Source organism: Amycolatopsis sp. (assembly GCF_035546795.1).
Classification (GTDB): Bacteria; Actinomycetota; Actinomycetes; order Mycobacteriales; family Pseudonocardiaceae; genus Amycolatopsis_E.
The window spans coordinates 8,903-31,676 of record NZ_DASZWC010000028.1; the positions used below are offsets into that span (position 1 = coordinate 8,903).

The 22,774-nt window shown below is 68.5% G+C and carries 23 protein-coding genes; 4 read left to right on the top strand and 19 right to left on the bottom strand.

Annotated features, from left to right (window positions below):
- Positions 1–65: 65 nt before the first annotated feature.
- The 14 genes from nuoK to VHD82_RS17550 all read right to left on the bottom strand — a co-directional run bounded on the left by nuoK (position 66) and on the right by VHD82_RS17550 (position 13,109).
- Positions 66–365, bottom strand: coding sequence for an NADH-quinone oxidoreductase subunit NuoK (nuoK, locus tag VHD82_RS17485; protein WP_325704395.1), 300 nt, complete (start codon positions 363–365; stop codon positions 66–68).
- Positions 362–1,177, bottom strand: a complete 816-nt coding sequence (locus tag VHD82_RS17490) for an NADH-quinone oxidoreductase subunit J (RefSeq protein WP_325704398.1) — start codon at positions 1,175–1,177, stop codon at positions 362–364. Before VHD82_RS17490 ends, nuoK begins: the two co-directional genes overlap by 4 nt.
- Positions 1,174–1,452 (bottom strand): hypothetical protein, encoded by a 279-nt coding sequence (locus tag VHD82_RS17495; protein ID WP_325704400.1) that lies wholly within the window; start codon positions 1,450–1,452, stop codon positions 1,174–1,176. The genes VHD82_RS17490 and VHD82_RS17495 overlap by 4 nt, the downstream gene beginning before the upstream one ends.
- Positions 1,449–2,015, bottom strand: coding sequence for an NADH-quinone oxidoreductase subunit NuoI (gene nuoI / locus VHD82_RS17500; RefSeq protein ID WP_325704403.1), 567 nt, complete (start codon positions 2,013–2,015; stop codon positions 1,449–1,451). The genes VHD82_RS17495 and nuoI overlap by 4 nt, the downstream gene beginning before the upstream one ends.
- Positions 2,002–3,333 carry an NADH-quinone oxidoreductase subunit NuoH gene (nuoH, locus tag VHD82_RS17505; RefSeq protein WP_325704405.1) on the bottom strand — a complete coding sequence of 444 codons (1,332 nt, stop codon included), beginning with the start codon at positions 3,331–3,333 and terminating at the stop codon, positions 2,002–2,004. Before nuoH ends, nuoI begins: the two co-directional genes overlap by 14 nt.
- Positions 3,330–5,804, bottom strand: a complete 2,475-nt coding sequence (locus VHD82_RS17510; protein WP_325704408.1) for an NADH-quinone oxidoreductase subunit G — start codon at positions 5,802–5,804, stop codon at positions 3,330–3,332. The genes nuoH and VHD82_RS17510 overlap by 4 nt, the downstream gene beginning before the upstream one ends.
- Positions 5,801–7,081 carry an NADH-quinone oxidoreductase subunit NuoF gene (nuoF, locus tag VHD82_RS17515; protein ID WP_325704411.1) on the bottom strand — a complete coding sequence of 427 codons (1,281 nt, stop codon included), beginning with the start codon at positions 7,079–7,081 and terminating at the stop codon, positions 5,801–5,803. Before nuoF ends, VHD82_RS17510 begins: the two co-directional genes overlap by 4 nt.
- Positions 7,078–7,794, bottom strand: a complete 717-nt coding sequence (gene nuoE, locus VHD82_RS17520) for an NADH-quinone oxidoreductase subunit NuoE (RefSeq protein WP_325704414.1) — start codon at positions 7,792–7,794, stop codon at positions 7,078–7,080. Before nuoE ends, nuoF begins: the two co-directional genes overlap by 4 nt.
- Entirely contained in the window at positions 7,791–9,104 is a 1,314-nt protein-coding gene (locus tag VHD82_RS17525; RefSeq protein WP_325704417.1) for an NADH-quinone oxidoreductase subunit D, read from the bottom strand. Before VHD82_RS17525 ends, nuoE begins: the two co-directional genes overlap by 4 nt.
- A gap of 72 nt (positions 9,105–9,176) precedes the next feature.
- Positions 9,177–9,929 (bottom strand): NADH-quinone oxidoreductase subunit C, encoded by a 753-nt coding sequence (locus VHD82_RS17530; RefSeq protein WP_325704420.1) that lies wholly within the window; start codon positions 9,927–9,929, stop codon positions 9,177–9,179.
- Positions 9,930–9,935: 6 nt separating this feature from the next.
- Positions 9,936–10,478 carry an NADH-quinone oxidoreductase subunit B family protein gene (locus VHD82_RS17535; protein WP_325704423.1) on the bottom strand — a complete coding sequence of 181 codons (543 nt, stop codon included), beginning with the start codon at positions 10,476–10,478 and terminating at the stop codon, positions 9,936–9,938.
- 4 nt (positions 10,479–10,482) lie between these two features.
- A complete protein-coding gene (locus VHD82_RS17540; protein WP_325704426.1) occupies positions 10,483–10,875 on the bottom strand; it encodes an NADH-quinone oxidoreductase subunit A in 393 nt (130 codons plus the stop codon).
- Between the two features lie 264 nt (positions 10,876–11,139).
- The gene (locus VHD82_RS17545; RefSeq protein WP_325704429.1) at positions 11,140–12,408 is read right to left on the bottom strand and encodes a geranylgeranyl reductase family protein; all 1,269 of its coding nucleotides are present in this window, start codon (positions 12,406–12,408) and stop codon (positions 11,140–11,142) included.
- Positions 12,409–12,413: 5 nt separating this feature from the next.
- Positions 12,414–13,109 (bottom strand): demethylmenaquinone methyltransferase, encoded by a 696-nt coding sequence (locus tag VHD82_RS17550; RefSeq protein ID WP_325704432.1) that lies wholly within the window; start codon positions 13,107–13,109, stop codon positions 12,414–12,416.
- Between the two features lie 120 nt (positions 13,110–13,229).
- Between VHD82_RS17550 and VHD82_RS17555 the strand changes: the two genes are divergently transcribed.
- On the top strand, positions 13,230–14,159 hold the full coding sequence (locus VHD82_RS17555) for a glycoside hydrolase family 43 protein (RefSeq protein ID WP_325704434.1): 930 nt from the start codon (positions 13,230–13,232) through the stop codon (positions 14,157–14,159).
- A gap of 123 nt (positions 14,160–14,282) precedes the next feature.
- Here VHD82_RS17555 and VHD82_RS17560 read toward each other — a convergent pair whose 3' ends face one another.
- Both VHD82_RS17560 and VHD82_RS17565 read right to left on the bottom strand, forming a co-directional pair.
- Entirely contained in the window at positions 14,283–15,389 is a 1,107-nt protein-coding gene (locus tag VHD82_RS17560) for a glycosyltransferase (RefSeq protein WP_325704438.1), read from the bottom strand.
- A 4-nt stretch (positions 15,390–15,393) separates the two neighbouring features.
- Positions 15,394–16,515, bottom strand: coding sequence for a glycosyltransferase family 1 protein (locus tag VHD82_RS17565; RefSeq protein ID WP_325704441.1), 1,122 nt, complete (start codon positions 16,513–16,515; stop codon positions 15,394–15,396).
- 164 nt (positions 16,516–16,679) lie between these two features.
- On the opposite strand from VHD82_RS17565, the gene VHD82_RS17570 reads away from it, so the two are divergent.
- Both VHD82_RS17570 and VHD82_RS17575 read left to right on the top strand, forming a co-directional pair.
- Positions 16,680–17,516 carry an inositol monophosphatase gene (locus tag VHD82_RS17570; protein ID WP_325704444.1) on the top strand — a complete coding sequence of 279 codons (837 nt, stop codon included), beginning with the start codon at positions 16,680–16,682 and terminating at the stop codon, positions 17,514–17,516.
- A gap of 97 nt (positions 17,517–17,613) precedes the next feature.
- Positions 17,614–17,994, top strand: a complete 381-nt coding sequence (locus tag VHD82_RS17575) for a zinc-ribbon domain-containing protein (protein ID WP_325704447.1) — start codon at positions 17,614–17,616, stop codon at positions 17,992–17,994.
- A gap of 48 nt (positions 17,995–18,042) precedes the next feature.
- Here the strand turns inward: VHD82_RS17575 and VHD82_RS17580 are convergent, their stop codons facing one another.
- The 3 genes from VHD82_RS17580 to menD all read right to left on the bottom strand — a co-directional run bounded on the left by VHD82_RS17580 (position 18,043) and on the right by menD (position 21,793).
- Complete coding sequence (locus VHD82_RS17580) at positions 18,043–18,519, bottom strand: DUF3592 domain-containing protein (protein WP_325704450.1); 477 nt, start codon at positions 18,517–18,519, stop codon at positions 18,043–18,045.
- Positions 18,520–18,563: 44 nt separating this feature from the next.
- The gene (locus VHD82_RS17585) at positions 18,564–20,069 is read right to left on the bottom strand and encodes a M1 family metallopeptidase (protein ID WP_325704453.1); all 1,506 of its coding nucleotides are present in this window, start codon (positions 20,067–20,069) and stop codon (positions 18,564–18,566) included.
- A 68-nt stretch (positions 20,070–20,137) separates the two neighbouring features.
- The gene (gene menD / locus VHD82_RS17590; RefSeq protein WP_325704456.1) at positions 20,138–21,793 is read right to left on the bottom strand and encodes a 2-succinyl-5-enolpyruvyl-6-hydroxy-3-cyclohexene-1-carboxylic-acid synthase; all 1,656 of its coding nucleotides are present in this window, start codon (positions 21,791–21,793) and stop codon (positions 20,138–20,140) included.
- A 57-nt stretch (positions 21,794–21,850) separates the two neighbouring features.
- Between menD and VHD82_RS17595 the strand changes: the two genes are divergently transcribed.
- On the top strand, positions 21,851–22,774 hold the full coding sequence (locus VHD82_RS17595; RefSeq protein WP_325704459.1) for a 1,4-dihydroxy-2-naphthoyl-CoA synthase: 924 nt from the start codon (positions 21,851–21,853) through the stop codon (positions 22,772–22,774).

Consider the following 22,774-nt stretch of genomic DNA (forward strand, 5'->3'; position numbering starts at 1 on the left):
AGATCCTTTCTGCGGCGCGCAGCGCCTCCGCCACGGAAGTGGAGGGGAGCCGGCGGTGAAGCCTTTCAGTACTTGAGCAGGTTGGTGTCGTCGACCGAGGCCGAACGCCGGGTGCGGAAGATCGACATGATGATCGCCAGTCCGACCACGACCTCCGCGGCGGCGACGACCATCACGAAGAAGGCCATCACCTGGCCGTCGAGGGAGCCGTTGATCCGGGCGAACGTGACCAGGGACAGGTTCACCGCGTTGAGCATCAGCTCGATGCACATGAACACGACGATCGCGTTGCGCCGCACCAGTACGCCGACCGCGCCGATCGAGAACAGGAGGGCCGAAAGCAACAGGTAGTACGTCGGTGTCATTCCGTGGATCCCTTCAGCGCGTGCGCGTCCGGATGGGGTTCGGTGCCCTCGACCACCTTCCGCTCGGCCTCGAGCTGGGCCGTCGGGGTGGACTCGATGATCGCGGACAGCGAGTCCTTCGCCACCGTGCCGTCCGGCAGCAGTGCCGGGGTCATCACCGAATGGGAGGTCGCGAAAACACCGGGACCGGGCTTCGGCGACATGCGCTCGTACTCGCCGCGGAACCGGGCTTCGACGAGTTCCTTCTGCGTGCGACGGCTGCGTTTCTCGGTGAACGCCAGCACCATCGCGCCCAGCGCGGCGGTGATCAGCAGCGCGGAGGTGAGCTCGAACGGGAACAGGTAATCGGTGAAGATCAGGCGGCCGAGGCCGCCGGCGCCGCCGTTCGGCGGGGTGGCCGGTGGCACGTTGTCCAGTGCCCGGATCAGCGCGGTCGCGATCAGCCCGGCGATGCCGATACCGAGGATGCCGCCCCAGAGCCGTTGCCCGCGAAGGACTTCGACCACGGAGTCGGAGCTTTCCCTGCCGACCAGCATCAGCACGAACAGGAACAGCATCATGATCGCGCCGGTGTAGACGATGATCTGCGTGAAGCCGAGGAACGGCGCCTGCTGCACCATGTACAGCACGCCGAGGGAGAACATCGTCATCGCCAGGAAGAGCGCGGAGTGCATCGCGCTGCGGGCGAAGATCAGGCCGAGCGCGCCGAGCAGCGCGACCGGGCCGAGGATCCAGAACGCGACGGCCTCGCCGACCGAGGTGCTCTGGTTCACCGCCTGCGCGAGCACCAGCGTGCTCGTTGCCCCGATCATGAGGCCACCTCCACAATGGACACCGCCGCAATGGACACTGCCGCATAAGGCACCGCCGTTATGGACACCGCCGCATAAGGCACTGCCGCAACGGGCACCGCCGCATCAGACACTGCCGCATAAGGCACTGCCGCATCAGACACTGCCGCAATGGGCACCGCCGCCGACACCGTGGTCGACCGCCGCGGCGCGCGCAACGCCGGGAATGACGCGCGCACCGCCGGGAATGGCGCACGCCGCGCGAAGGCCTCGTCGGCGAGCATCGAGCCGGTCATGAGATCACCTGCTCGTGCGCGGTCTCGACCGTTTCGCCCGCCGGGACGCCGCGGCCTCGCGCGAGTTCGGGACCGTTGACGTAGTAGTCCTGCTCGTCGTCGCCGAGGCGCATCGGGTGCGGCGGCTGCTCCATACCCGGCAGGAGCGGGGCGAGCAGATCTTCCTTGGTGTAGATGAGCCGCTGCCGGTCGTCGTCGGCGATCTCGTAGAAGTTGATCATCGTCAGCGACCGAGTGGGACAGGCCTCGATGCACAACCCGCAGCCGATGCAGCGCAGGTAGTTGATCTGGTAGTCCGCGCCGTACCGCTCGCCCGGCGAATACCGCGCTTCCTCGGTGTTGTCCCCGCCTTCGACGAAGATCGCGTCCGCCGGGCAGGCCCACGCGCACAGCTCGCAGCCGACGCACTTCTCCAGCCCGTCCGGGTGCCGGTTGAGCTGGTGCCGCCCGTGGTAACGCGGCGCGGCAGGCGCTCCGGCCTCCGGGTACTCCTCGGTCGCCACCTTCTTGAACATCATCGAGAAGGTGACCCCGAAACCCTTGAGAGGATCAAACATTCCCATCGGAACTCCCAACCTGGGCGGGTTCGCCGGCAGCCTTGACCCGGCGACGGCCCTTCCTCTTCGCGGCGTTGCGGTCCGGCACCTGCGGCACCTTCAAATCCAGTGGCGGCAGCGGATATCCGCCACCGGTGATCGGTACCCGGTCGTCCTCCGGCGGGCGCCGGTCGGGCACCAGCAGCGCGACCGCGATCGCCACCACGGCCACGATCACCACGCCGATGACGATCTGCGAAGTCGACAGTCCGCCGTTCTGGTGCCGCAGCGCGCGGATCGCCGAGACGATCACGATCCACACCAGGTTGGCCGGCACCAGCACCTTCCAGCCCAGCTTCATGAACTGGTCGTAGCGGAATCGCGGCAGCGTGCCGCGCAGCCAGATGAACCCGAACAACAGCGCGAACAGCTTGATCGCGAACCAGATGATCGGCAGCCAGCCCTTGTTCAGCGGCGAGTCCAGCCCGACGAACGGGAACATCCAGCCGCCGAGGAACAGCGTCGTGCAGAACGCCGAGACGATCACCATGTTCACGTACTCGGCGAGGAAGAACATCGCGAACTTCATCGACGAGTACTCGGTGTGGAACCCGCCGACCAGCTCCGACTCCGCCTCTGGCAGGTCGAAAGGCGCGCGGTTGGTCTCGCCGACCATCGAGATCAGGTAGATCACGAAACTGGGCAGCAGCAGGTAGAAGTACCAGCCGCTCGACTGCGCCTGCACGATGTCACCGGTCGAGAGCGACTGCGCGTACAGCACCACCGCGACGATCGACAGGCCCATCGCGATCTCGTACGAGATCACCTGTGCCGCCGACCGCAGCCCGCCGAGCAGCGGGTACGGCGAGCCCGAGGACCAGCCGGCGAGCACGATCCCGTACACCCCCACCGACGAGCAGGCGAGGATCACCAGCACGCCGACCGGCAGATCCACCAGCTGCAGCACCGTGCGCTGCCCGAAGATCGACACCTCGGGCCCGAACGGGATCGCGGCGAGCGCGATCAGCGAGGGCACCACGGCGATCACCGGCGCGAGGAAGTACACCTTGCGGTCGGCGGTGTCCGGGATGATCTGCTCCTTGAACGGGAGCTTGATCGCATCCGCCAGCGACTGCAGGTACCCGCCGGGGCCGACCCGGTTGGGGCCCGGCCGGTTCTGCATCCGGCCGACGGCCTTGCGCTCCCAGACGATCAGGAAGATCGTCAGGATCGGCCCGATCAGCAGGATCACGACGGCCTTGAGCAGGATCAGCCACCACGGGTCGTCGGCGAGCAGTTCGGCCCTGGTCAGCTGCTCCGGCGCCTGCGCGAGGAATCCCGTCACCGCACACCTCCGCGGATCGACACCACAGACCCATGTCCCGCGCCGAGCGTCGCGCGCACGGCCGAGCCTTCGGAATTCGCGGGCAGCCAGACGACACCCTCGGGCACGTCCGCCACCTCGACCGGCAGCGTGATCTCACCGCTCTCGGTCGAAACCGTCACCGTGTCGCCCAGCCTTCTCGCCGCTTCCGCGGACACGCGCGCGACGACCTTGCGCGCGGTGCCTGCGAGGTGTGGCTCGTCGATCTGGAGCGAACCGTTGTCCAGCAGCTGCCGCCAGGTGGCCAGCCGGGCTTCGCCTGCGGCCGGCGGTGTCGCGGACACCTTGGTGGCCGGCGCGGTGAAGCCGCGACCAGGCGCAACCGAGCCGAGCCGGGCGAAGTCGCCGTACGCGGCGGCGGGCGTCTGGGTGAACAGGTCCGCGTCCATCTCCACGGCCAGCGTGTCCAGGACCCGGCCGTCTCCCAGCGCTCCGGTGTTTTCCAGCGTGATGTCGAAGGCGCGGCGGCGGCCTTCCCAGTTCAGGTAGCTGCCCGCCTTTTCGACATCGGGCGCGATCGGCAGGACCACGTCCGCGCGCTCGGTGACCTCGCTCGGCAGCAGCTCCAGGCTGACCACGAAATCGGCCGCCTCCAGGGCACGCCGCGCGAGCGCCGGGTCGGGCAGGTCGTTCGGATCGACACCGCCGACCACGAGGCCGCTCAGCGAGCCGTCGACCGCAGCGGCCAGAATGCCGCTGGTGTCGCGCCCTGGGGACGAAGAAATCGTTACACCCCAAGCGGATTCGACCTCCGCACGGGCGCCTTCGTCGGTGACCGGACGCCCGCCGGGCAACAACGTGGGCGCCGCGCCCGCTTCGAGCGCTCCGCGCTCACCCGCCCGGCGCGGGATCCACGCGACCTTCGCGCCGGTGCGCGTGGACAGTTTGTCCACCGCCGCGAACAGGCCCGGCACCTCGGCCGCCCGTTCGCCGACCAGGATCACCGCGCCTTCCGCGCCGAGCGCGCTGTGCAGATCCGGGGCGTGGTCCGCGAGCGCGTCGAGCGCTGACGGCTCCGTGCCTGGCGTGCAGGCAAGGAGTTCGCCATAGGTCTTGCGCACCGAGGAAGTGGTCCACTGTCCCAAGTGGACGATCTTGGCGCCGCGCTTCCGGGCCGCCTTGCGCAGCCGCAGGAAGACGATCGGCGCCTCCTCCTCCGGCTCGAACGCCACGGTCAGCACCGCCGGTGCGGCTTCCAACGCCGCGAAGGTGACACCGTTCTCCGGGGTGGTGCCGACGACGCGACCGGCGAGGAACGCCAGCTCCTCGTCCGAATGCGCCCGCGCCCGGAAGTCGATGTCGTTGGTACGCAAGGCAACTCGCGCGAACTTGCCGTACGCGTACGCGTCTTCGAATGTCAGCCGCCCGCCCGCGAGTACGCCGACACCGTGCGAGTCACGCGCCCGCTTCAGCCCTTCGGCCGCCGTCCGCAGCGCCTCTGTCCACGAGGCTTCCTGCAGCACGCCCGCGACGTCCCGGACCAACGGACGCCGGATCCGGCTCTCGGCCGCCGCGTACCGGAACGCGAAGCGGCCCTTGTCGCAGATCCACTCCTCGTTGACCTCGGGGTCGTTGCCCGCGAGCTTGCGCGTCACCTTGCCGCGCCGGAAGTCCGTGCGCTCCGCGCAGCCCGACGAGCAGTGCTCGCACACGCTCGGCGAGGACACGAGGTCGAACGGCCGGGACCGGAACCGGTACTGCGCCGACGTCAGCGCGCCCACCGGGCAGATCTGGATCGTGTTGCCGGAGAAGTACGACTGGAACGGCTGCCCGGAAGACGTGCGAGAAGCCAGATCCAGCACATCCGCTGTCTCAGCCGTACCGATCTGCTGATGCGCGCCGCGCTCCAGCAGGTCGATGAACGGGTCGCCGGCGATCTGCGCGGAGAACCGGGTGCAGCGCTGGCACAGCACGCAACGTTCGCGGTCGAGCAGCACCTGCGTCGAGATCGGCAGCGGCTTGGGGAACGTCCGCTTCTTGTCCACGAACCGCGATTCGGCCCGCCCGTGCGCCATCGCCTGGTTCTGCAGCGGGCATTCACCGCCCTTGTCGCAGATCGGGCAGTCCAGCGGGTGGTTGATCAGCAGCAGCTCCATCACGCCCTGCTGCGCCTTGTCCGCCACGGCCGAGGTCAGCTGCGTTTTGACGACCATCCCGTCGGCGACGGTCATCGTGCAGGAGGCCTGCGGCTTCGGCATCGGCCGCCCGCCCATCTCGACCTCGACGAGACACTGCCGGCAGGCACCGGCCGGGTCGAGCAGCGGGTGGTCACAGAACCGCGGGATCACGGTGCCCAGCCGTTCGGCGGTGCGGATCAGCAGCTCACCCTTCGGCGCGATGACCTCCTCGCCGTCGATCGTGAGCTTGACGTGCCCCTCCGGAACCGGATCGGACTTCGGCTCGGTGTCCTTCTGACTTGGCGCCATCGTCATGCCTGTGCTCCCACCAACTCGCGCTTGTTGCTCTCACACAGTGCGAGGAACTCGTCGCGGAAGTACTTGATGCCACTGGTGATCGGGTTGACCGCGCCGTCACCGAGCGCGCAGAACGAGCGGCCGAGGATGTTGTCGCAGACGTCGAGCAGGGTGTCGATGTCCGACTCCGTGCCGTGCCCCTCGACCATCCGCTCCAGGATCTGCGCCAGCCAGTACGTGCCCTCGCGGCACGGTGTGCACTTGCCGCAGGACTCGTGCTCGTAGAACTGCGTCCACTTCATCACGGCCCACGGCACCGACACGGTCTCGTTGAAGACCTGCACCGCCGTGGTGCCGAGCATCGACCCGGCCTCGGCCGCGCCCTCGAAGTCCAGCGGGATGTCGAGGTGCTCCGCGGTGAACATCGGCGTGGACGAACCACCCGGCGTCCAGAACTTCAGCGGGATGCCGTCCTTCATGCCCCCACACAGCTCGAGCAGCTCGCGCAGCGTGGTGCCCAGCGGGGCCTCGTACTGGCCGGGCAGCTCGACGTGCCCGGAGATCGAGTAGATCTTCGGGCCGGGCGACTTCTCGCGGCCCATCTTGCGGAACCAGTCCGAGCCCGCGTTCACGATGTACGGCGCGCTCGCGATGGTCTCGACGTTGTTCACCGTGGTCGGCGCGGCGTAGAGACCGGCCGCGGCCGGGAACGGCGGCTTGAGCCGCGGCTGGCCGCGGCGCCCCTCCAGCGAATCCAGCAGCGCTGTCTCCTCACCGCAGATGTACGCGCCCGCGCCGGCGTGCACCGTGATGTCGAGACCGAAGCCGGAGCCGAGGATGTTGTCGCCGAGGTACCCGGCACCGTACGCCTCGCGCACCGCCGCGTTCAGCCGGCGGATGCAGTGCAGCGCCTCGCCGCGCACGTAGATGAAGCAGTGGTGCGAGCGCATCGCGTACGAGGCGATGATGCAGCCCTCGATCAGCGAGTGCGGGTCCGCCATCATCAGCGGAATGTCCTTGCAGGTGCCCGGTTCGCCCTCGTCCGCGTTGATCACGAGGTAATGCGGTTTGTCCTCGTTCGGCGGCATGAACGACCATTTCACGCCTGCCGGGAAACCCGCGCCGCCGCGGCCGCGCAGGCCCGCGTCCTTGATCAGCTGGACGAGCTGCTCCGGGGTGCCCGCGAGCGCTTTCCGGATCGCCGTGTAGCCCTCGAGCTGCTCATAGGTCTCCAGCCGCCACGAGTTCGGCGAAAGCCAGCGCTTGGTGAGTACCGGCGTCAGTGGGTCTGTCATTTCTTCTCCACCTCCGGCAGTGCGACGTCCTCCATCACGGGAGCCGTCCAGCCGCGGTCGGCCGCGATCCGGGCCCCGCGCACGGTTTCCACCGCCTGCGACGGACCGTCCACATGGGACCGGTACGTTTCCTCGTCCTCCGGGAAGAACCCGGCGAGCTGCAGCTCCGCGCCCTTGAAGTCGGTCAGCGGCGCGCCCCGCGTCGGCGCGGGCTTTTCCCCGCGCTGCAAGGCTTCCACGAGTTCGAGGGCCGATTCCTCCGACTGGTTGTCGTAGTACTCGTAGTTGACCTGCAGCACCGGCCCGAGGTCGCACGCGGCAAGGCATTCCGCGTGTTCGAGGGTGATCGAGCCCGTCTCTCCCGGCTCGCCGGCGGTCTCCTCGTGGCCGACTCCCAGGTGCTCGCTCAGCTTCTTGTAGATCGCGTCCCCGCCGAGCGCGGCGCACAACGTGTTCGTGCAGACGCTCACCAGGTGCTCACCGCACGGGCGGCGCTTGTACATCGTGTAGAACGTGGCGACCGCGCTGACCTCGGCCTCGGACAGGTCGAGCTGCATGGCGCAGAACGCGATGCCCTCCTGGCTCACATATCCCTGCACCGACTGCACGAGGTGCAGCAGCGGCAGCAGCGCCGACCGCGACTGCGGGTACCGGCCGATCAGGTTCTCCGCCTTCGCCACGATGTCGGCGTCGAAGATCTCGGTTGTGGTCAACGGTCCACTCCCCCCATCACGGGGTCGATCGAGGCGACGGCGGCGATGACGTCCGCCACCAGCCCGCCTTCGGACATCGCCGGCATCGACTGCAGGTTCACGAAACTCGGTTCCCGCACGTGCACCCGCATCGGCCGGGTGCCACCGTCGGACACGACGTGGAAACCCAGCTCCCCGCGCGGCGACTCGACCGGCGCGTACACCTGCCCCGGCGGCACCTTGAAGCCCTCGGTCACCAGCTTGAAGTGGTGGATCAGCGATTCCATCGACTGGCCCATGATCTTCCTGACGTGCTCCAGCGAGTTGCCCATGCCGTCACTGGAGATCGACAGCTGCGCCGGCCACGCGATCTTCTTGTCCGCCACCATCACCGGGCCGGGCTCGGCGAGCCGCTTCGCCACCTGCTTGATGATCCGCAGCGACTGGTGCATCTCCTCGACGCGGCACAGGTACCGCGCCCAGCAGTCCGCTTCCGTCGAGGTGGGAATGTCGAACTCGAACTCGTCGTAGGACGAGTACGGCTCCACCTTGCGCAGGTCCCACGGCAGCCCGGCCGAGCGCAGGATCGGGCCGGTGACGCCGAGCGCCAGGCACGCGTCCACCGGCAGGTAGCCGACGCCCTTGAGCCGGTTGCGCCAGATCGGCTGACCGGTGAACAGCTTGTCGTACAAGGGAAGGCGCTTTTCCATCACCTTGACGAACTCGTCGATCTTCGTGAGCCCGTCGGTCGGCAGATCCTGCGCGACCCCGCCCGGGCGGATGAACGCGTGGTTCATCCGCAGCCCGGTGAGGAACTCCAGCAGGTGCAGCACTTCTTCGCGTTCCCGGAACCCGAGCGTCATCGCGGTGGTCGCGCCGAGTTCCATCCCGCCGGTGGCGATGTAGACCAGGTGTGAGCCGATCCGGTTGATCTCGCACAGCAGCACCCGGATCAACTGCGCCCGCTTGGGCACTTCCACGCCCAGCAGCTTTTCCACCGCCAGGCAGTAGCCCAGTTCGTTGAACAACGGCGACAGGTAGTCCATCCGCGTCACGAAGGTGACGCCCTGGGTCCAGGTGCGGTACTCGGTGTTCTTCTCGATCCCGGTGTGCAGGTAGCCGATCACCGACCGGAGCTGGGTGACGGTCTCGCCCTCCAGTTCCAGCACGAGCCGGAGCACGCCGTGCGTGGACGGGTGCTGCGGGCCCATGTTGATGACCATGCGCTCGTCGTGCTGGGCGTCGGTGAGCACGTCGTCCCAGTCGCCACCGCTGACGTGGTAGACCCGGCCTTCGGTGGTCTCCCGCGATTCCGCGTATTCGGTGCTCATCGCGCCTCCAGCGGTAAGGAGTGCTTCGGCGTGCTCATCGCGCCTCCAGCGGTGAAAAGTGCTTCGGCGTGCTCATGAATACGACCTCCGCTGATCGGGCGGTGGGATCTCCGCACCCTTGTACTCCACCGGGATCCCGCCGAGCGGGTAGTCCTTGCGCTGGGGGAAGCCGTCCCAGTCGTCCGGCATCAGGATCCGGGTGAGCGCTGGATGGCCGTCGTAGACGATGCCGAACATGTCGTAGGCCTCCCGTTCCTGCCAGTCGGCGGTCGGGTACACCTCGACCACCGAGGGCAGGTGCGGATCCTCGATGTCGAGGGTGACCTCGAGCCGGACGCGCCGGCGGTAGGTCATGGAAGTCAGGTGGTACACCGAATGCAGCCGCTGCGGCACGTCCGGGCCGTAGTCCACACCGGACACCGAGCTGCACAGTTCGAAGCGCAGCCCCGCGTCGTCGCGCAGGATCCGGCACGCCTGCACCAGATGCTCCCGGTCGATGTACAGCGTGATCTCGTCGCGGTCGACGGTGATCTGCTGGACCGCCTCGGCCGGGACGCCGTTTTCGCCCAGTGCGGCGAAAAACTGGTCCGCGAACTCGTCGAACCAGCCGCCGTAGGGCCGTTCGGCCGGGGGCGCGGTGTAGGCAGGCAGCCGGAGGCCGCCGTAGCCGGAGGTGTCCCCGCTGTCGTGGACACCGAACATCCCGGCCCGCGCCCGGCCCGCGACCACCGGCTGCGCCGGGCGCGCGCCCTGTGGCTCGAGCCCGCCTTCCGGACGATCGGCGCTGGACTGCTCGCCGCCGGGTACTGGTTTCTCTTCGGACATCCCGGATCACTTCTTCGCGTACTTGATCGACGAGGGCACCAGTTCGGTTCGCTGCCCGGCGCGGAGCGCGGCCCGCTGCGGGCCCATCGGCTCGTCCTGGATCTTGGCGTGCAGCTTGAGAATCGCGTCCAGCAGCATCTCCGGCCGCGGCGGGCAGCCGGGCAGGTACATGTCCACCGGCACGATGTGGTCCACGCCCTGAACCACCGCGTAGTTGTTGAACATGCCGCCGGAGGACGCGCACACGCCCATCGCCAGCACCCAGCGCGGCTCGGCCATCTGGTCGTAGATCTGGCGCAGCACCGGCGCCATCTTCTGGGTCACCCGGCCGGCGACGATCATCAGGTCCGCCTGCCGCGGCGTCGCGCTGAACCGCTCCATGCCGAAGCGCGCGATGTCGTAGCGAGAACCGCCGGTGGTCATCATCTCGATGGCGCAGCAGGCGAGCCCGAACGTGGCAGGCCACAGCGAGTTCTTGCGTGCCCAGTTGACCAGGCCTTCGAGGCTGGCCAAGAGGATTCCGTTGGGGAGCTTTTCTTCCAGACCCATTGCCCTAGTTCCAATCCAGTCCGCCGCGGCGCCAGACGTACGCGTAGGCGAACCCGACGGTGGCGATGAACAGCACGATCTCCACGAGGCCGAAGATGCCGAGCGAATCCGCGGACACCGCGAACGGGTAGAGGAACACCATCTCGATGTCGAACAGGATGAACAGCATCGCGGTGATGTAGTAGGCGACCGGCATCCGGCCGCCACCGACCAGCGGTTGCGGGGAAGGCTCGATCCCGCACTCGTAGGCCTGCAACTTGGCCTTGTTGTACCGGCTCGGCCCGACCAGTGGCCCGAGCAGTACCGAACCCACCGCGAACGCCGCGGCCAGCACGAACAACAGGACCAATGGCACGTACATCGCCGGGCTGGCAGAGGCGCTCTGCGCTACCAACATGTGTCCCACTCCTTCCGCCACACCGCGGTGCTTGTGAAATTGTTCACAAGCTTCCCGTCGAAGTTGTGAAGCGGTTCACAAAGCATGGGGGCAGTGTAGGACGTGCCTCACATTGTTGTCGCGGGGTCCTTCCGATAAGGCAGCCCTAACCTCGCGAAGGCAGAAAAAAGACCGGCAGACGCTAGACCTGGGACAAAAGGTTCAAGATCAGCTGCGGTGTCCGGTTGCACGGAGGGTCAATGTGACGTAACCCACGCGAGATGATCACGCACTGGGCGTAAGACGCGCCGCGAGCGCGATCATCCGGTCCACCGAGTCGCCGCCCTTGGCGTCGTAGCAACCGGAAAGACCCTTGTAGATCAACGGAATCAAGGGGTTGACACGAAGCCCATACTTCGTCGCGACCCGCATGACCTTCGGATGCCCGATGGCCTTGGCGAAAAGATTGCCGAGCCGGTAGTACCCGCCCATGAGCTCCTTCAGTGCCACTGGGTAACCACTGAGCGCCCGTTCGCGGGACGACCCTTCGGGGCGGGCGAGCGCCTGCACGACGAACTCCGACGCCAGCTGCGCCGACTCCATCGCCGACGAGATGCCCTCGCCGTTGAACGGGCTCACCATCCCGCCGGCGTCGCCGAGCAGAAGCAGTCCGTTGCGGTAGTGCGGAGTGCGGTTGAAGCCCATCGGCAGCCCGGCGCCGCCGATCTTGCCGACCGCGTTCTCCTCGCGGTAGCCCCACTCCTCGGGAGTGGAATCCAGCCACGAGCGCAGCAGCGCCCGATAGTCGGTGTTGCGGAAGGCTTTCGACGTGGAGAGCATGCCGAGCCCGACGTTCACCGTGCCGTCACCGAGCGGGAACGCCCAGCCGTAGCCCGGCAACAGCTTGGGGTCACGCGGATCCGAGCGGTCCCAGAGCTCCAGATGCCCCTCGATGAACGGGTCGTCGTGGCGCGGACTCTTGTAGTAGCGCCGCACGGCCACGCCCATCGGCCGTTTGTCATCGGTGTCGATGCCGACGGAGCGGGCCAGCTTCGCATTGACGCCGTCGCACGCGAGCACGAGCGGCGCGTAGTAGCTGACCGGCTTCCTCTCCGGACCCGTCTTGGCCTCGACACCGATCACGCGCCCGGTGCGCTCGTCGGTGATCGCGCCGGTGACCGTGGTGCGCTCCTGCAACCGCGCGCCCGCCTTCACCGCCGCCTTCGCCAGCAGATCGTCGAAGTCCTGCCGGGTGCGGGAAACCCCGTACGGCGGGTAGCTGGTGAGTTCGGGCCAGTCGAGCTCCAGCGTGAGATCGCCGGTGAGGATGCGCAGGCCACGGCTGTGCACCCAGCCCGCGTCGGTGCTCGTATCGATGCCCAGGTCGATCAGCTGCTTCACGCCGCGCGGGGTCAGGCCGTCACCGCACACCTTCTCGCGCGGGAAGACCGTCTTCTCCAGCAGCAGCACGTCGACCCCGGCGCGCGCCAGGTACGTGGCGACGGTCGACCCCGCCGGGCCGGCACCGACGACGATCACCTGGGCATCAGTCATGCCGTTCAGTCTAGAGGTGGCTTGATCGCGCGATGGATGGCGACGACGCCGAACGTGAGGTTCAGCCATTCCACGCTGCGCCAGCCCGCGGCCGCGATCGTCTCGGCGAGCCGACGCTGGTCGGGCCAGGCCGCCATCGATTCGGCCAGGTACGCGTAGGCCTCGGGGTTGGTCGAGGTGAACCGGCCGAGCAGGGTCATCGCGCGCAGCAGGAACTTGCGGTAGAGGAACCTGATCGGCGGGAACGGCGGGGTCGATGCCTCCAGGATCACCAGCCGGCCGCCCGGCCGCACCACGCGCAGAATCTCGACCAGCGCCTCCTTCGTATCGACGAAGTTGCGGATGCCGAAGCTGATCGTCGCGGCGTCGAAGGAGTCGTCGGCGAAGGGCAGGCGCAGCGCGTCGGCCGCGACCATCGGCACGCCGCGGTGCTTGCCGCTGCGCAACATGCCCAGCGAGAAGTCGGCGGCGAGGCACCACGCGCCACTGCGCGCGTACTCGCTTGTCGACACGCCTGTCCCGGCGGCGAGATCGAGCACCTTCTCCCCCGGGCGCGCGTCGAGCACGCGGGAGGTGGTGGTGCGCCAGCGGCGGTCGAACCCGAAGGTCATGAAGGAGTTGGCGCGGTCATAACCAGCCGCGACGCCGTCGAACATGGCGGCGACCTCGTGCGGGTCCTTGTCGAGGTCTGCTCGGGACATAGGTAAAACATAATCCGCAGCCCGCGGTCCGCTCCCCGAGGGCCAGCGCGGTGTGTAACCGGCGCCGGGAATGGCTACGTGAGGCGGGACAGCTCCGACCCCGACCTCGCGAGTGAGTTGATGACGAAGAAATCACTGCGTGCCCTGACCATCGCCGCGGCCGCGCTGCTGCCGCTGACCGGCACCCCCGCCGAAGCCGCAACAGCCCCGAAACTACTGCTCAATCAGGACTTCCCGGACCCCGGCGTGCTCGCCGGGCTCTGGGGTTACTACGCCTTCTCCACCGCCAGCCCGTCGGGACGCGTGCCGATGGCGCGGACGGACGGCGCCGAAAGCAATTGGTCGGTACAAGGCGACGCGCTGACCGGACCGCCCTCGTGGGCCGACCCGGCCAGTCAGTACTGGGCGCCGGACGTCTCGCGCGGACCCGACGGCCGGTACCTCATGTACTTCTCCACCCACACCGCTTCGACCGGGCAGATGTGCATCGGCACCGCGACCGGTGACAGCCCGCGCGGACCGTTCCAGCCGGACAGCGACGCGCCACTGGTCTGCGTCGGCGAGGACCGGTCCGACATCGACCCACAGTCCTTTATGGACATCGATGGGAAGCGTTATCTCCTCTACAAGAGCGACACCGACCCGACGACCATCTGGCTGCAGGAGGTCTCCCTCGACGGCCACGCCCTGCGCGGCGACCGGATTCCGTTGCTGCACGCCGACCGCCCGGAGGAACACGGCGTAGTGGAGGCGCCGTCCTTGGTCCGCTCCGGCTCGCAATACGTGCTGTTCTTTTCCGGCGACTACTTCACCAGCACCGGCTACCACACGTCCTACGCGACAGCACGGAACATCACCGGCCCCTACACGAAATCCGCCGACTCGTTTCTCACCACCGGAACCCTCGGCGGTGCCGTCGACGGGCCCGGCGGTGCGGACGTCGTCGGCGGGCACATCTTCTTCCACGGCTGGCTCTCCAAGGAACACCACGCCCGCGGGCTGTACTCACTGCCGATCCGATTCCATGGCGGCAAGCCGGAGATCGGCTGAATCCCTTGCCATACAGGCAGATGCGGGGCCCGCGCCGGTCCGACCACCGGCTTGCGGAACGGGGAACCCCCATTCGGCCGCCGGGAGGATGCCAGCGAAAGTCCAAAGCGCGACACAAGGCGGTCAGCCCGGAATGACGGAAAGCATTCCGCGCACGGAAGCGGGCCAGGTGAATTCCTCGGCGCGCGCCCGTGCGGCCGCCCGCCGGATCTCTTCCGGGCTTTTCAGTAATCCTGTCACCGCGGACGCGAATGCGAGCGGAAGATCGGCAACGGCCGCGCCGCATCCGGGGCGCACGATCTCACGCAATGCCGAAGAAGCGGAGACTACGACGGGCGTGCCCGACGCCAGCGCTTCCAGCGCCGCCAACCCGAATGTCTCGTGCGGACCGGGAGCGAGTGAAACGTCCGCGCTCGCGAGCAGCCGCGCCACGTCCCCACGATTGGACAGATAACCGAGAAACGTCACGGGTAGCCCACGGGCACGGCGTTCGAGCGCGCGTCTTCGCGGGCCGTCGCCGGCGATCACCAGCCGGACGTTGTCGCCGGACTCGGTCAGCTCGGCGATCGTGTCCACACTGCGTTCTACATGTTTCTCCGGCGACAATCGTCCACAGTGGACTATCAGTGCGTCGGCGCCGACGGCAAGCGAATGCCGCCAGCCGTCGTCGCGCATCCCGGGCGCGAACGCGGTCAGATCCACCCCCAGCGGAACCCGCTGTACGTTCGGCGCCCCGATGCGGTCGAATTCCTCGCGCGCGAACGCGGTCGTGCAGACGACCTTGTCGTAGCTCTCGGCCATCCGGCGGTTGGCCAGATCCGCGGCACGCCTGGCGACCGGACCGGGCACAAGGAACTGCTCGAGCAACCGGTCCAGGCGCTCATGTGAAATGACCATGCTCGGCACGCCTTCGCGTCGCGCCCACGCGCCCATCCCGCGTAGTGTCAACCGGTCCGACACCTCCAGCCGGTCGGGACGCAACACGCGCAACAGCGCGCGGACCCGGTACGGATCGACGGCGCGATAGCCCCCGGTGCCCGGAATCCTGGGCGCCGGCAAGGAAAATCGACGTACCCCGGTGGGCAGCCACTCCTCTGCATACCGGGTGCCGGGCACCACCAGGGTCACGTCGTGCCCGCTGGCGACGTAGCCGGCGCCGAGGTGATGCAGCGCCGTGCGTAGCCCGCCCGATTTCGGTCCGTAGAAATTGGCGAGCTGGACGATATGCATCGCCTCAGGCCGCGCGGGCGGCGCGGCCTGTCACGGCCTCGTAATGCCCGAGGAGTTCGTCGCACACCGCGGGCCAGGTCCGGCCCAGGACCACCTTGCGCGCCTTCTGCCCGAGCCGGGCACGCGGCGCCGGATCACGCAGTGCATCGACCTTGGCGACAAGTTCGGCCTCGAACCCCGGCCGGTCCGCGGGCAGCAGGTATCCGGTCCGGCCGGGCAGCACCAAATCGCGCGGGCCACCGGCGTCCGGCGCGAGCACCGGCAGGCCGGAGGCCATCGCTTCCTGCACCGCCTGGCAAAAAGTCTCGTAGGGACCGGTGTGCACGAACAGATCGAGGCTCGCATACGCCGTCGACAGCTCTTGGCCGTAGCGCGCGCCGAGGAAGGCCGCGCCCGGAATGCGTTCGCGGAGCAGATCCAACTCGGGGCCGTCGCCGACGATCACCGGGCGCACGCCCTGAAGGCCGCCGAGCGCGACGAGCCGGTCGACCTCCTTCTCGGGTGCCAGCCTGCCGACGAATCCGACCAGCAGCTCACCGTTCGGCGCCAGCTCCGCGCGCAACTTCGGATCAGCGTGCTTCGGCGAGAACTTCTCCACGTCCACGCCACGCCCCCACCTGTATACACGTGGTATACCGTGCGTACGCAGGTTGTCGACCGCGTCCGTCGACGGGGCCAGCGTCCGGTCGGCGCGGGAATGCAACCGCCGTACCCAGCGCCAGGCGGCGCGGGCGCCGAGGCCGAGCCCGTACGCGGTGGCGAAACCGGCGATGTCGGTCTGGTAGACCGCGACCGTGGGCACCCGCAGCCTGCGCGCGGCGGCGAGCCCGCGGGCACCGACCACGAACGGCGAGGCCAGGTGCACCACATCCGGGGCGAACGCGGTCATCGCGGTGAGCACGGTTCTGGTGGGCAGGCCGATCGGCAGGGAATTGACCACGGGCAGATCGACCGCCGGGATCCGGACCACCGGGGCGCCGTGGTACCGCGCGGGCCCGGCGAGACCGGGAGCGATGACGAGTACCTCGTGGCCGCGTTCATGCAGGTGTTCCACCACGCGCAGCACGGAGTTGGTCACGCCGTTCACCTGCGGGAGGAAGCTTTCGGTGACGATGGCGACTCGCACGAACCCAAGTTCGCACCCCGTCCGGTTCGTCCGGAGAAGCCCTCGTAACCAGCTTGCGAACGGTGCCGGAACTTCTCGAAGCTCGCTGCAGGTCGGTTTCCCGGGCCACACACTTCATCTCCGCGTAGCGTTCCGGACACTCGGCGCGGCCACACTAGACCGGCGTGACCCTTTTATCCGCACGCCCGTCCCAGCCGGTCGAACCCGGCCTGCTGTCACGAGCGCTCGAGGTCGCCGGACGGCTGGCCAACGAGGCCACCGACGTGATCACCGCTACCGCCGGCCGCGGTGCGCATCCCGGTATCAAGGACTCGCCCTTCGACTGGGTCACCGACACCGACCGGATCCTGGAGCGGCACACCCGCCGCGTGCTCACCGCCGAATTCCCCGGGATTCCGGTGGTCGGCGAGGAGTACGGCGCGGACATCGGCGCCGACGACGCCCCCTACCGCTGGGTGGTGGATCCGGTCGACGGCACCGCGAACTACGTGGCCGGAGTTCCTTGGTGCGCCTACAGTCTCGCGCTGATCGACGCGTCGGGGCCGGTGGTCGGCGTGGTCGCCGACCCGTACCGCGCGCAAATCTACGCCGCCGCCCGCGGGCGCGGCGCACGCGCGAACGGCAAACCCGTCAAGCTGCTGGACCGGACCGGGTTCGAGGGCGCGATCGTGTGCACCGAACTGGCCCGCAAGGGTCCGTGGCCGGGGATGGGACTGTTCATCGAACGCGCGGCCGCCGCGCATGCCGGGGTGCGGGTGCTGGGCTCGGCCGCATTGTCCATCGCGCAGGTCGCGCTCGGGCACGCCGTCGCCGCGGTGCTGCACAGCTATCACGAGTGGGATGTCGCGGGCTCCGTCGCGCTGGCGATCGAGGCCGGCGCCGTGGTGCTGGACCGGCGGGGTGCCGGCACGGCGCTGCCCGCCGACGGGTTGCTGGTCGCGGCACCGAGCGCGGCGGAGGAAGTGCTTTCGTGGTGGCAGGAGACGGCCGTAGTCGTGTGAGCACGGAAAGTCAGAAGGTTGACAGGGGATCTTCACTTGGGGTCGGTGCGTCTCAACGAGACCGGACCCCAATCCCCCGATACTGGAGCGAATTCTCATGATCATCTACGGCTGGCGGCGCAAGATCCTCGAACTGGCGACGGCCACATACCTGTGTGGACAGTGCCAGAACCCGACGGCGCACGCGCTCCGCCGTGCGGTCACGAAGCTCACCCTCTTCTGGATCCCGCTGTTCCCGATCTCGTCGAAGTACTTCACCGTCTGCACCTTCTGCGGAGCGACCAACAAGCTGACCAAGGCCGAGGCCGAGCAGGTCCAGGCGATGAACCAGCCGGCGCCGCAGGGCCCGGTCTCGCAGCAACAGCAGCAGTTCCCGCAGCAGCAACAGTTCCAGCAGCAGCCGCCGATGGGCCGGCAGCCGTACCCGCCGTCGCAGCCGTTCCCACAGCAGCAGCCCGGTCCTTACCAGTCGCGCTGAACCAGGGCACGAAAAACCGGCTGTCCGCCTTCGGGTGGGCAGCCGGTTTTACTTTCCGCTCATGGCCGGCGCTCTGGTCTGGACCTCCGGCGTGGCGTTGCGGCCGCGGTGCCGGATCCACCACAGCAGGCCGATCGCCACGGCCCAGGTGATCAGCGCTGTGCTGCCGAGCGGCAGCAGCGTCAACGTCGCCGTGCGGCCGGCGACGCGCGCGAGCTCCGGGTTCGCGACGTCGTACTCGACCCGCACCAGGTCACCGGCGACGAGACCGCCCGGGTAGAGCACGCCGTTGGCGGGGATGTGCACGATTCCGTCCGAGGTTTCGAACCGGATGATCGTACGGTCCCAGGACACCGAATCCACATGCGCGGTCGCTTCGCCCAGATTGCCGGAAATGGCCTGGTCGTTGCGAATGGCCGCGAGCAGCAGCCCGACGCAGAGCACGGTGATCAGCGACGCGACGGCAAGCACGACACGCCGCCCGATCAGCCGTCGCCGCTCGCTCTTCGTCACACTATCGAGCATAGAGCGCGGGGATGCGGCGGCGGCGGCGGATCGGTCGGAATACCTCAGTACTGCTGCTCGGCTGCCAGTTGCCGGTGGGTGGCGTGGATCTTCGCGAACGACTTCGGCTGGGCCTGCGCGGTGACGGTCGCGGTGCCGTTCGGCCCCGTCGCCGGCTTGCCCTTGGTGAACAGCCAGGTGTTGAACAGCTGGTGCAACGGTTTGCCGGACACCTGCTCGGCCAGGCCGATGAAGTCGTCGATCCGGGCGTCGCCGCCCTTGTGCTGGGCCACCCAGGTCTTGAGGATCGTGAAGAACGCGTCGTCCCCGACTGTCGTGCGTAGCGCCTGCAGTGTCAGCGCCCCGCGGTCGTACACGGCGTCGTCGAACTGGTTGGCCACACCCGGGTCGCCGGGCAGCACCTGCCAGAGCGCGTCGTCGGCCGGGTGCGAGTCGTAGACGTACTGTGCCAACTCGGCCGGTGTGCCTTCGCCCTCGTGCTCCGACCAGAGGTATTCGGCGTAGGAGGCGAAACCCTCGTTCAGCCAGATGTCGCTCCAGCGGCCGAGCGAAACCGCGTCCCCGAACCACTGGTGCGCGTTCTCGTGCGCGATGACCGAGGTGTTGCTGCCGGAGGCGAAGAACTTGCTGCTGTACACCGGCCGCGTCTGCGCTTCCAGCGCGAAGTTGAGCCCGGTCGACACGACGCCGCCCTGCGCCTCGAACGGGTAGGGCCCGAACTGCGTCGAGAGGAACGAGTCGATCTCCGGGGTCCGCTCGACGCTCGCCTTCGCCGCGTCGAGCGAGTCACCTGTCGCCGGGTCGTAGGCGGTGACGAACGGTTTGCCGTCCGGGGTGGTCGACTGGTTGACCTGGAACGCGCCGACCTCCAGCGTCGTGAGATACGTCGCCTGTGGCTGGGTGCTGCGCCAGTTCCACCGCGTCCAGCCCGCACGCTGTTTGGTGGTGCGCACCAAAGTTCCGTTGGAGAGGGCGGACACGTTGTCCGGCACCTCGACCGACACGTCGAAGGTGGCCTTGTCGGTCGGGTGGTCGTTGGCCGGGTACCACCACTGCGAGTTCTGCGGTTCGTCCACGGCCAGGGCGCCGTCGGGTGTCTTCTTCCACGCGGTATAGCCGTCGATGACGACCTTGGACGGGGTGTCGGCGTAGTTCACCACGACGGTGATCGTCTGGTTCTTCGCCAGCGGCTTCGCCGGGACGACCACCAGTTCGCCGTTTTCGTTCGGGTCGCTGTGGAAGGTGGCCGGACTGTTGTTCACCAGCACCGAATTGACGTGCAGCCCGAAGTCGAGGTCGAAGCTGGAGAGGTCCTGGGTGGTCTTGGCCAGGATCGTCGTGGTGCCGGCGAGCTGATCGGTGGCCGGCTGGTAGGTGAGCCGGATGTCGTAGTGCGCGACGTCGTAGCCGCCGTTGCCCGCGTACGGGTAGTACGGGTCGCCGACGCCGGACGCCCCGGCCGCCGGCGCGGCGCTCGCAGTTGCGGTGAGCAGTGTGGTCGCGATGCCAGTGGCGATTGCCCCCAGGCCCGCTCGGGTTCGCAGACGCATGGCCGTGAACGTAGACCGAAACCGACCAACCGGATACGGCAGAAAGAATGGTTCTTACCATTCGGGAGCTAGCGGAGTACGTCCGATACCGCCGCCCGGACGCGAGCATGCAGATCGCGGTGGCGCGAACGGTCCACTCGTACCTCCACGACTCGTAGGCCCGGGACCGGGCGCAGCGCATCGCGGAACTCGTCGAGGCTTTCGGCCAGCCGGTGCGGCACGTTGAAACCCGCGCACAGCGAACCGAGGTCGGCGCCGTGCGGGGTACCGAAAACCCGCTCGAAGGCATCGCTGTGCTCGGGCGCACCCTGTTCCAGGAGCGAGAAAATACCGCCGCCGTCGTCGTTGAGCACCACGATCGTCAGGTCCGGCCGGTCGCCGCCGAGCAGGCCGTTGACATCGTGCAGGAAAGTCAGATCCCCGAGCAGCGCGTACGAATGCCCGCGGTGCACGCTGGCCGCGCCGAGCGCGGTGGACACCGTGCCGTCGATCCCGGCCACCCCGCGATTGCGGTGCACCAGGACGTCCGGCCGCATCCGGCCGGCCAGCGCCACATCGCGCGCGGGGTTCGACGACCCGACCACGAGCAGCGCCTCCGAAGGCAGTGCGTCCACCAGCTCCGCCGCAACGCGCAGCCCGCTCGGCCACGGCTCCCGGCGCAGTGCGGCGCTCACCGCTGCCGTCGCGGCGCTGTCCGCGCGCTGCCAGCTCGCCAGCCACTCCGGGTCGGCCGGCTTGCTCGGCTCGTCGAACCACTGCCCCACCTGCCGGACGTTGTGCGCGGGCGCAGGCCAGTCCGAATCCGGCCGCACCAGCAGCACCTCGACGTCGGCGTCCGACAGCAACGCCTGCACCTGCCGGAAGACCGTCGGCCGGCCGAGGCACAGCACCTGCTCCGGCCGGTGCCGTGCGATGAACTCCTCCGCGCCCAGCAGCCAAACGCCGCTGGTGATCGCGCTCGATCCGGACAGCCCGAGACCGCCGGTCTCCGACACCACCGGCCAGCCGTGCTGCTCGGCCCATTCGCTGGCCGCGCCGACCCCGCTGTCGCAAGCGATCACCAGACCGCAGCGCGCCGAGGGCACCACGAACGACGGCAGCGCCCCGAAATCCGGCAATTCCGTCCAGCGCGCCCCACCCGGCCTGCCGTCCAGCGACTCGAACCACTCCGGGTCGCCGTCGGGCACCAGCGGCTCGCGGAACGGGATGTTGAGATGCACCGGGCCGCAGCGCCATTCGCCGTAGGCGGCGTTCCACGCGCGGCAGATCTGGCTGCGCCAGTAGGCGTTCTGGCCCGCCCGCCGCTCGGCGACCGCGAACTCGTCGAAGTAGCGCACCGCGTTGCCGTACAGCCGCTGCTGCTCGATCACCTGGTTCGCCCCCGCCGCGCGCAGCTCCGGCGGGCGGTCCGCGGTCAGCACGATCAGCGGGACCCCGGCGCGGTCGGCCTCCAGCACTGCCGGGTGGAAGTTCGCCGCCGCCGTGCCCGAGGTGCAGACCAGCGCGACCGGGCGCCCGGTGCGCGCCGCGATGCCGAGCGCGAGGAAGGCCGCGCCCCGTTCGTCGATGCGGACCCGCAGCTGAAGGCGGCCCGCCGTGGCGGCTTCGTGCAGCGCCAGCGACAGCGGCGCGTTGCGCGAACCGGGGCAGAGCACCACGTGGGAGACGGTGTTGCGGACCAGCTCGTCGACGATGACCTTCGCCTGCGCGGTAGACGGATTCACCGGGCGCCCCCCGGTGTGTCGTCCGTCATCATGGCCACACGTCCTATTCTCCCAAACGTGCATGACGCCCAGGTTTCCGAGCTATTCGACCCCGCAGCGTGGACCGAAGTCGAGGGCTTCGGGTTCACCGACATCACCTACCACCGATCCGCCGAGGCGCGCTCGGGCAAGCGCGTCGTCCGTGTCGCCTTCGACCGTCCCGAGGTCCGCAATGCCTTCCGGCCGCACACGGTGGACGAGCTCTACCGGGCGCTGGATCACGCCAGGATGAGCCCGGACGTCGGGTGCGTCCTGCTCACCGGGAACGGCCCGTCGCCGAAGGACGGCGGCTGGGCTTTTTGTTCCGGTGGTGACCAGCGTATTCGCGGTCGGTCCGGCTATCAGTACGCCGACGGCGAGACCTCCGACACGGTCGACCCCGCCCGCGCAGGCCGGCTGCACATTCTCGAGGTCCAGCGGTTGATCAGGTTCATGCCCAAGACGGTGATCTGCGTCGTACCGGGCTGGGCCGCCGGCGGCGGGCATTCGCTGCACGCGGTCTGCGACCTGACCCTGGCTTCCGCCGAACACGCCCGGTTCAAGCAGACCGACGCCGACGTCGGCTCGTTCGACGGCGGGTTCGGGTCGGCGTACCTGGCCAGGCAGGTCGGGCAGAAGTTCGCGCGCGAGATCTTCTTCCTCGGGCGCGAGTACACCGCCGAGCAGATGCACCAGATGGGCGCGGTGAACGCCGTGGTGCCACACGCCGAGCTGGAGGCCGAGGCGCTGCAGTGGGCATGGGAGATCAACGGCAAATCCCCCACCGCGCAGCGGATGCTCAAGTACGCGTTCAACGCGATCGACGACGGGCTGGTCGGCCAGCAGCTGTTCGCCGGCGAAACCACCCGGTTGGCCTACATGCAGGACGAGGCCGTGGAGGGCCGCGATGCCTTCCTGGAGAAGCGCTCGCCCGACTGGTCCGCTTTCCCGTACTACTACTGA

Coding starts and splice junctions, on each gene's coding strand:
- nuoF (WP_325704411.1), bottom strand. CDS start 7,081: ATGACAGACCCACTGACGCCGGTACTCACCAAGCGCTGGCTTTCGCCG.
- VHD82_RS17490 (WP_325704398.1), bottom strand. CDS start 1,177: ATGATCGGGGCAACGAGCACGCTGGTGCTCGCGCAGGCGGTGAACCAG.
- VHD82_RS17540 (WP_325704426.1), bottom strand. CDS start 10,875: ATGTTGGTAGCGCAGAGCGCCTCTGCCAGCCCGGCGATGTACGTGCCA.
- VHD82_RS17525 (WP_325704417.1), bottom strand. CDS start 9,104: ATGAGCACCGAATACGCGGAATCGCGGGAGACCACCGAAGGCCGGGTC.
- VHD82_RS17530 (WP_325704420.1), bottom strand. CDS start 9,929: ATGTCCGAAGAGAAACCAGTACCCGGCGGCGAGCAGTCCAGCGCCGAT.
- VHD82_RS17580 (WP_325704450.1), bottom strand. CDS start 18,519: ATGCTCGATAGTGTGACGAAGAGCGAGCGGCGACGGCTGATCGGGCGG.
- VHD82_RS17535 (WP_325704423.1), bottom strand. CDS start 10,478: ATGGGTCTGGAAGAAAAGCTCCCCAACGGAATCCTCTTGGCCAGCCTC.
- VHD82_RS17545 (WP_325704429.1), bottom strand. CDS start 12,408: ATGACTGATGCCCAGGTGATCGTCGTCGGTGCCGGCCCGGCGGGGTCG.
- VHD82_RS17510 (WP_325704408.1), bottom strand. CDS start 5,804: ATGACGATGGCGCCAAGTCAGAAGGACACCGAGCCGAAGTCCGATCCG.
- VHD82_RS17495 (WP_325704400.1), bottom strand. CDS start 1,452: ATGACCGGCTCGATGCTCGCCGACGAGGCCTTCGCGCGGCGTGCGCCA.
- nuoI (WP_325704403.1), bottom strand. CDS start 2,015: ATGGGAATGTTTGATCCTCTCAAGGGTTTCGGGGTCACCTTCTCGATG.
- nuoK (WP_325704395.1), bottom strand. CDS start 365: ATGACACCGACGTACTACCTGTTGCTTTCGGCCCTCCTGTTCTCGATC.
- VHD82_RS17585 (WP_325704453.1), bottom strand. CDS start 20,069: ATGCGTCTGCGAACCCGAGCGGGCCTGGGGGCAATCGCCACTGGCATC.
- VHD82_RS17550 (WP_325704432.1), bottom strand. CDS start 13,109: ATGTCCCGAGCAGACCTCGACAAGGACCCGCACGAGGTCGCCGCCATG.
- VHD82_RS17560 (WP_325704438.1), bottom strand. CDS start 15,389: ATGCATATCGTCCAGCTCGCCAATTTCTACGGACCGAAATCGGGCGGG.
- VHD82_RS17555 (WP_325704434.1), top strand. CDS start 13,230: ATGACGAAGAAATCACTGCGTGCCCTGACCATCGCCGCGGCCGCGCTG.
- VHD82_RS17575 (WP_325704447.1), top strand. CDS start 17,614: ATGATCATCTACGGCTGGCGGCGCAAGATCCTCGAACTGGCGACGGCC.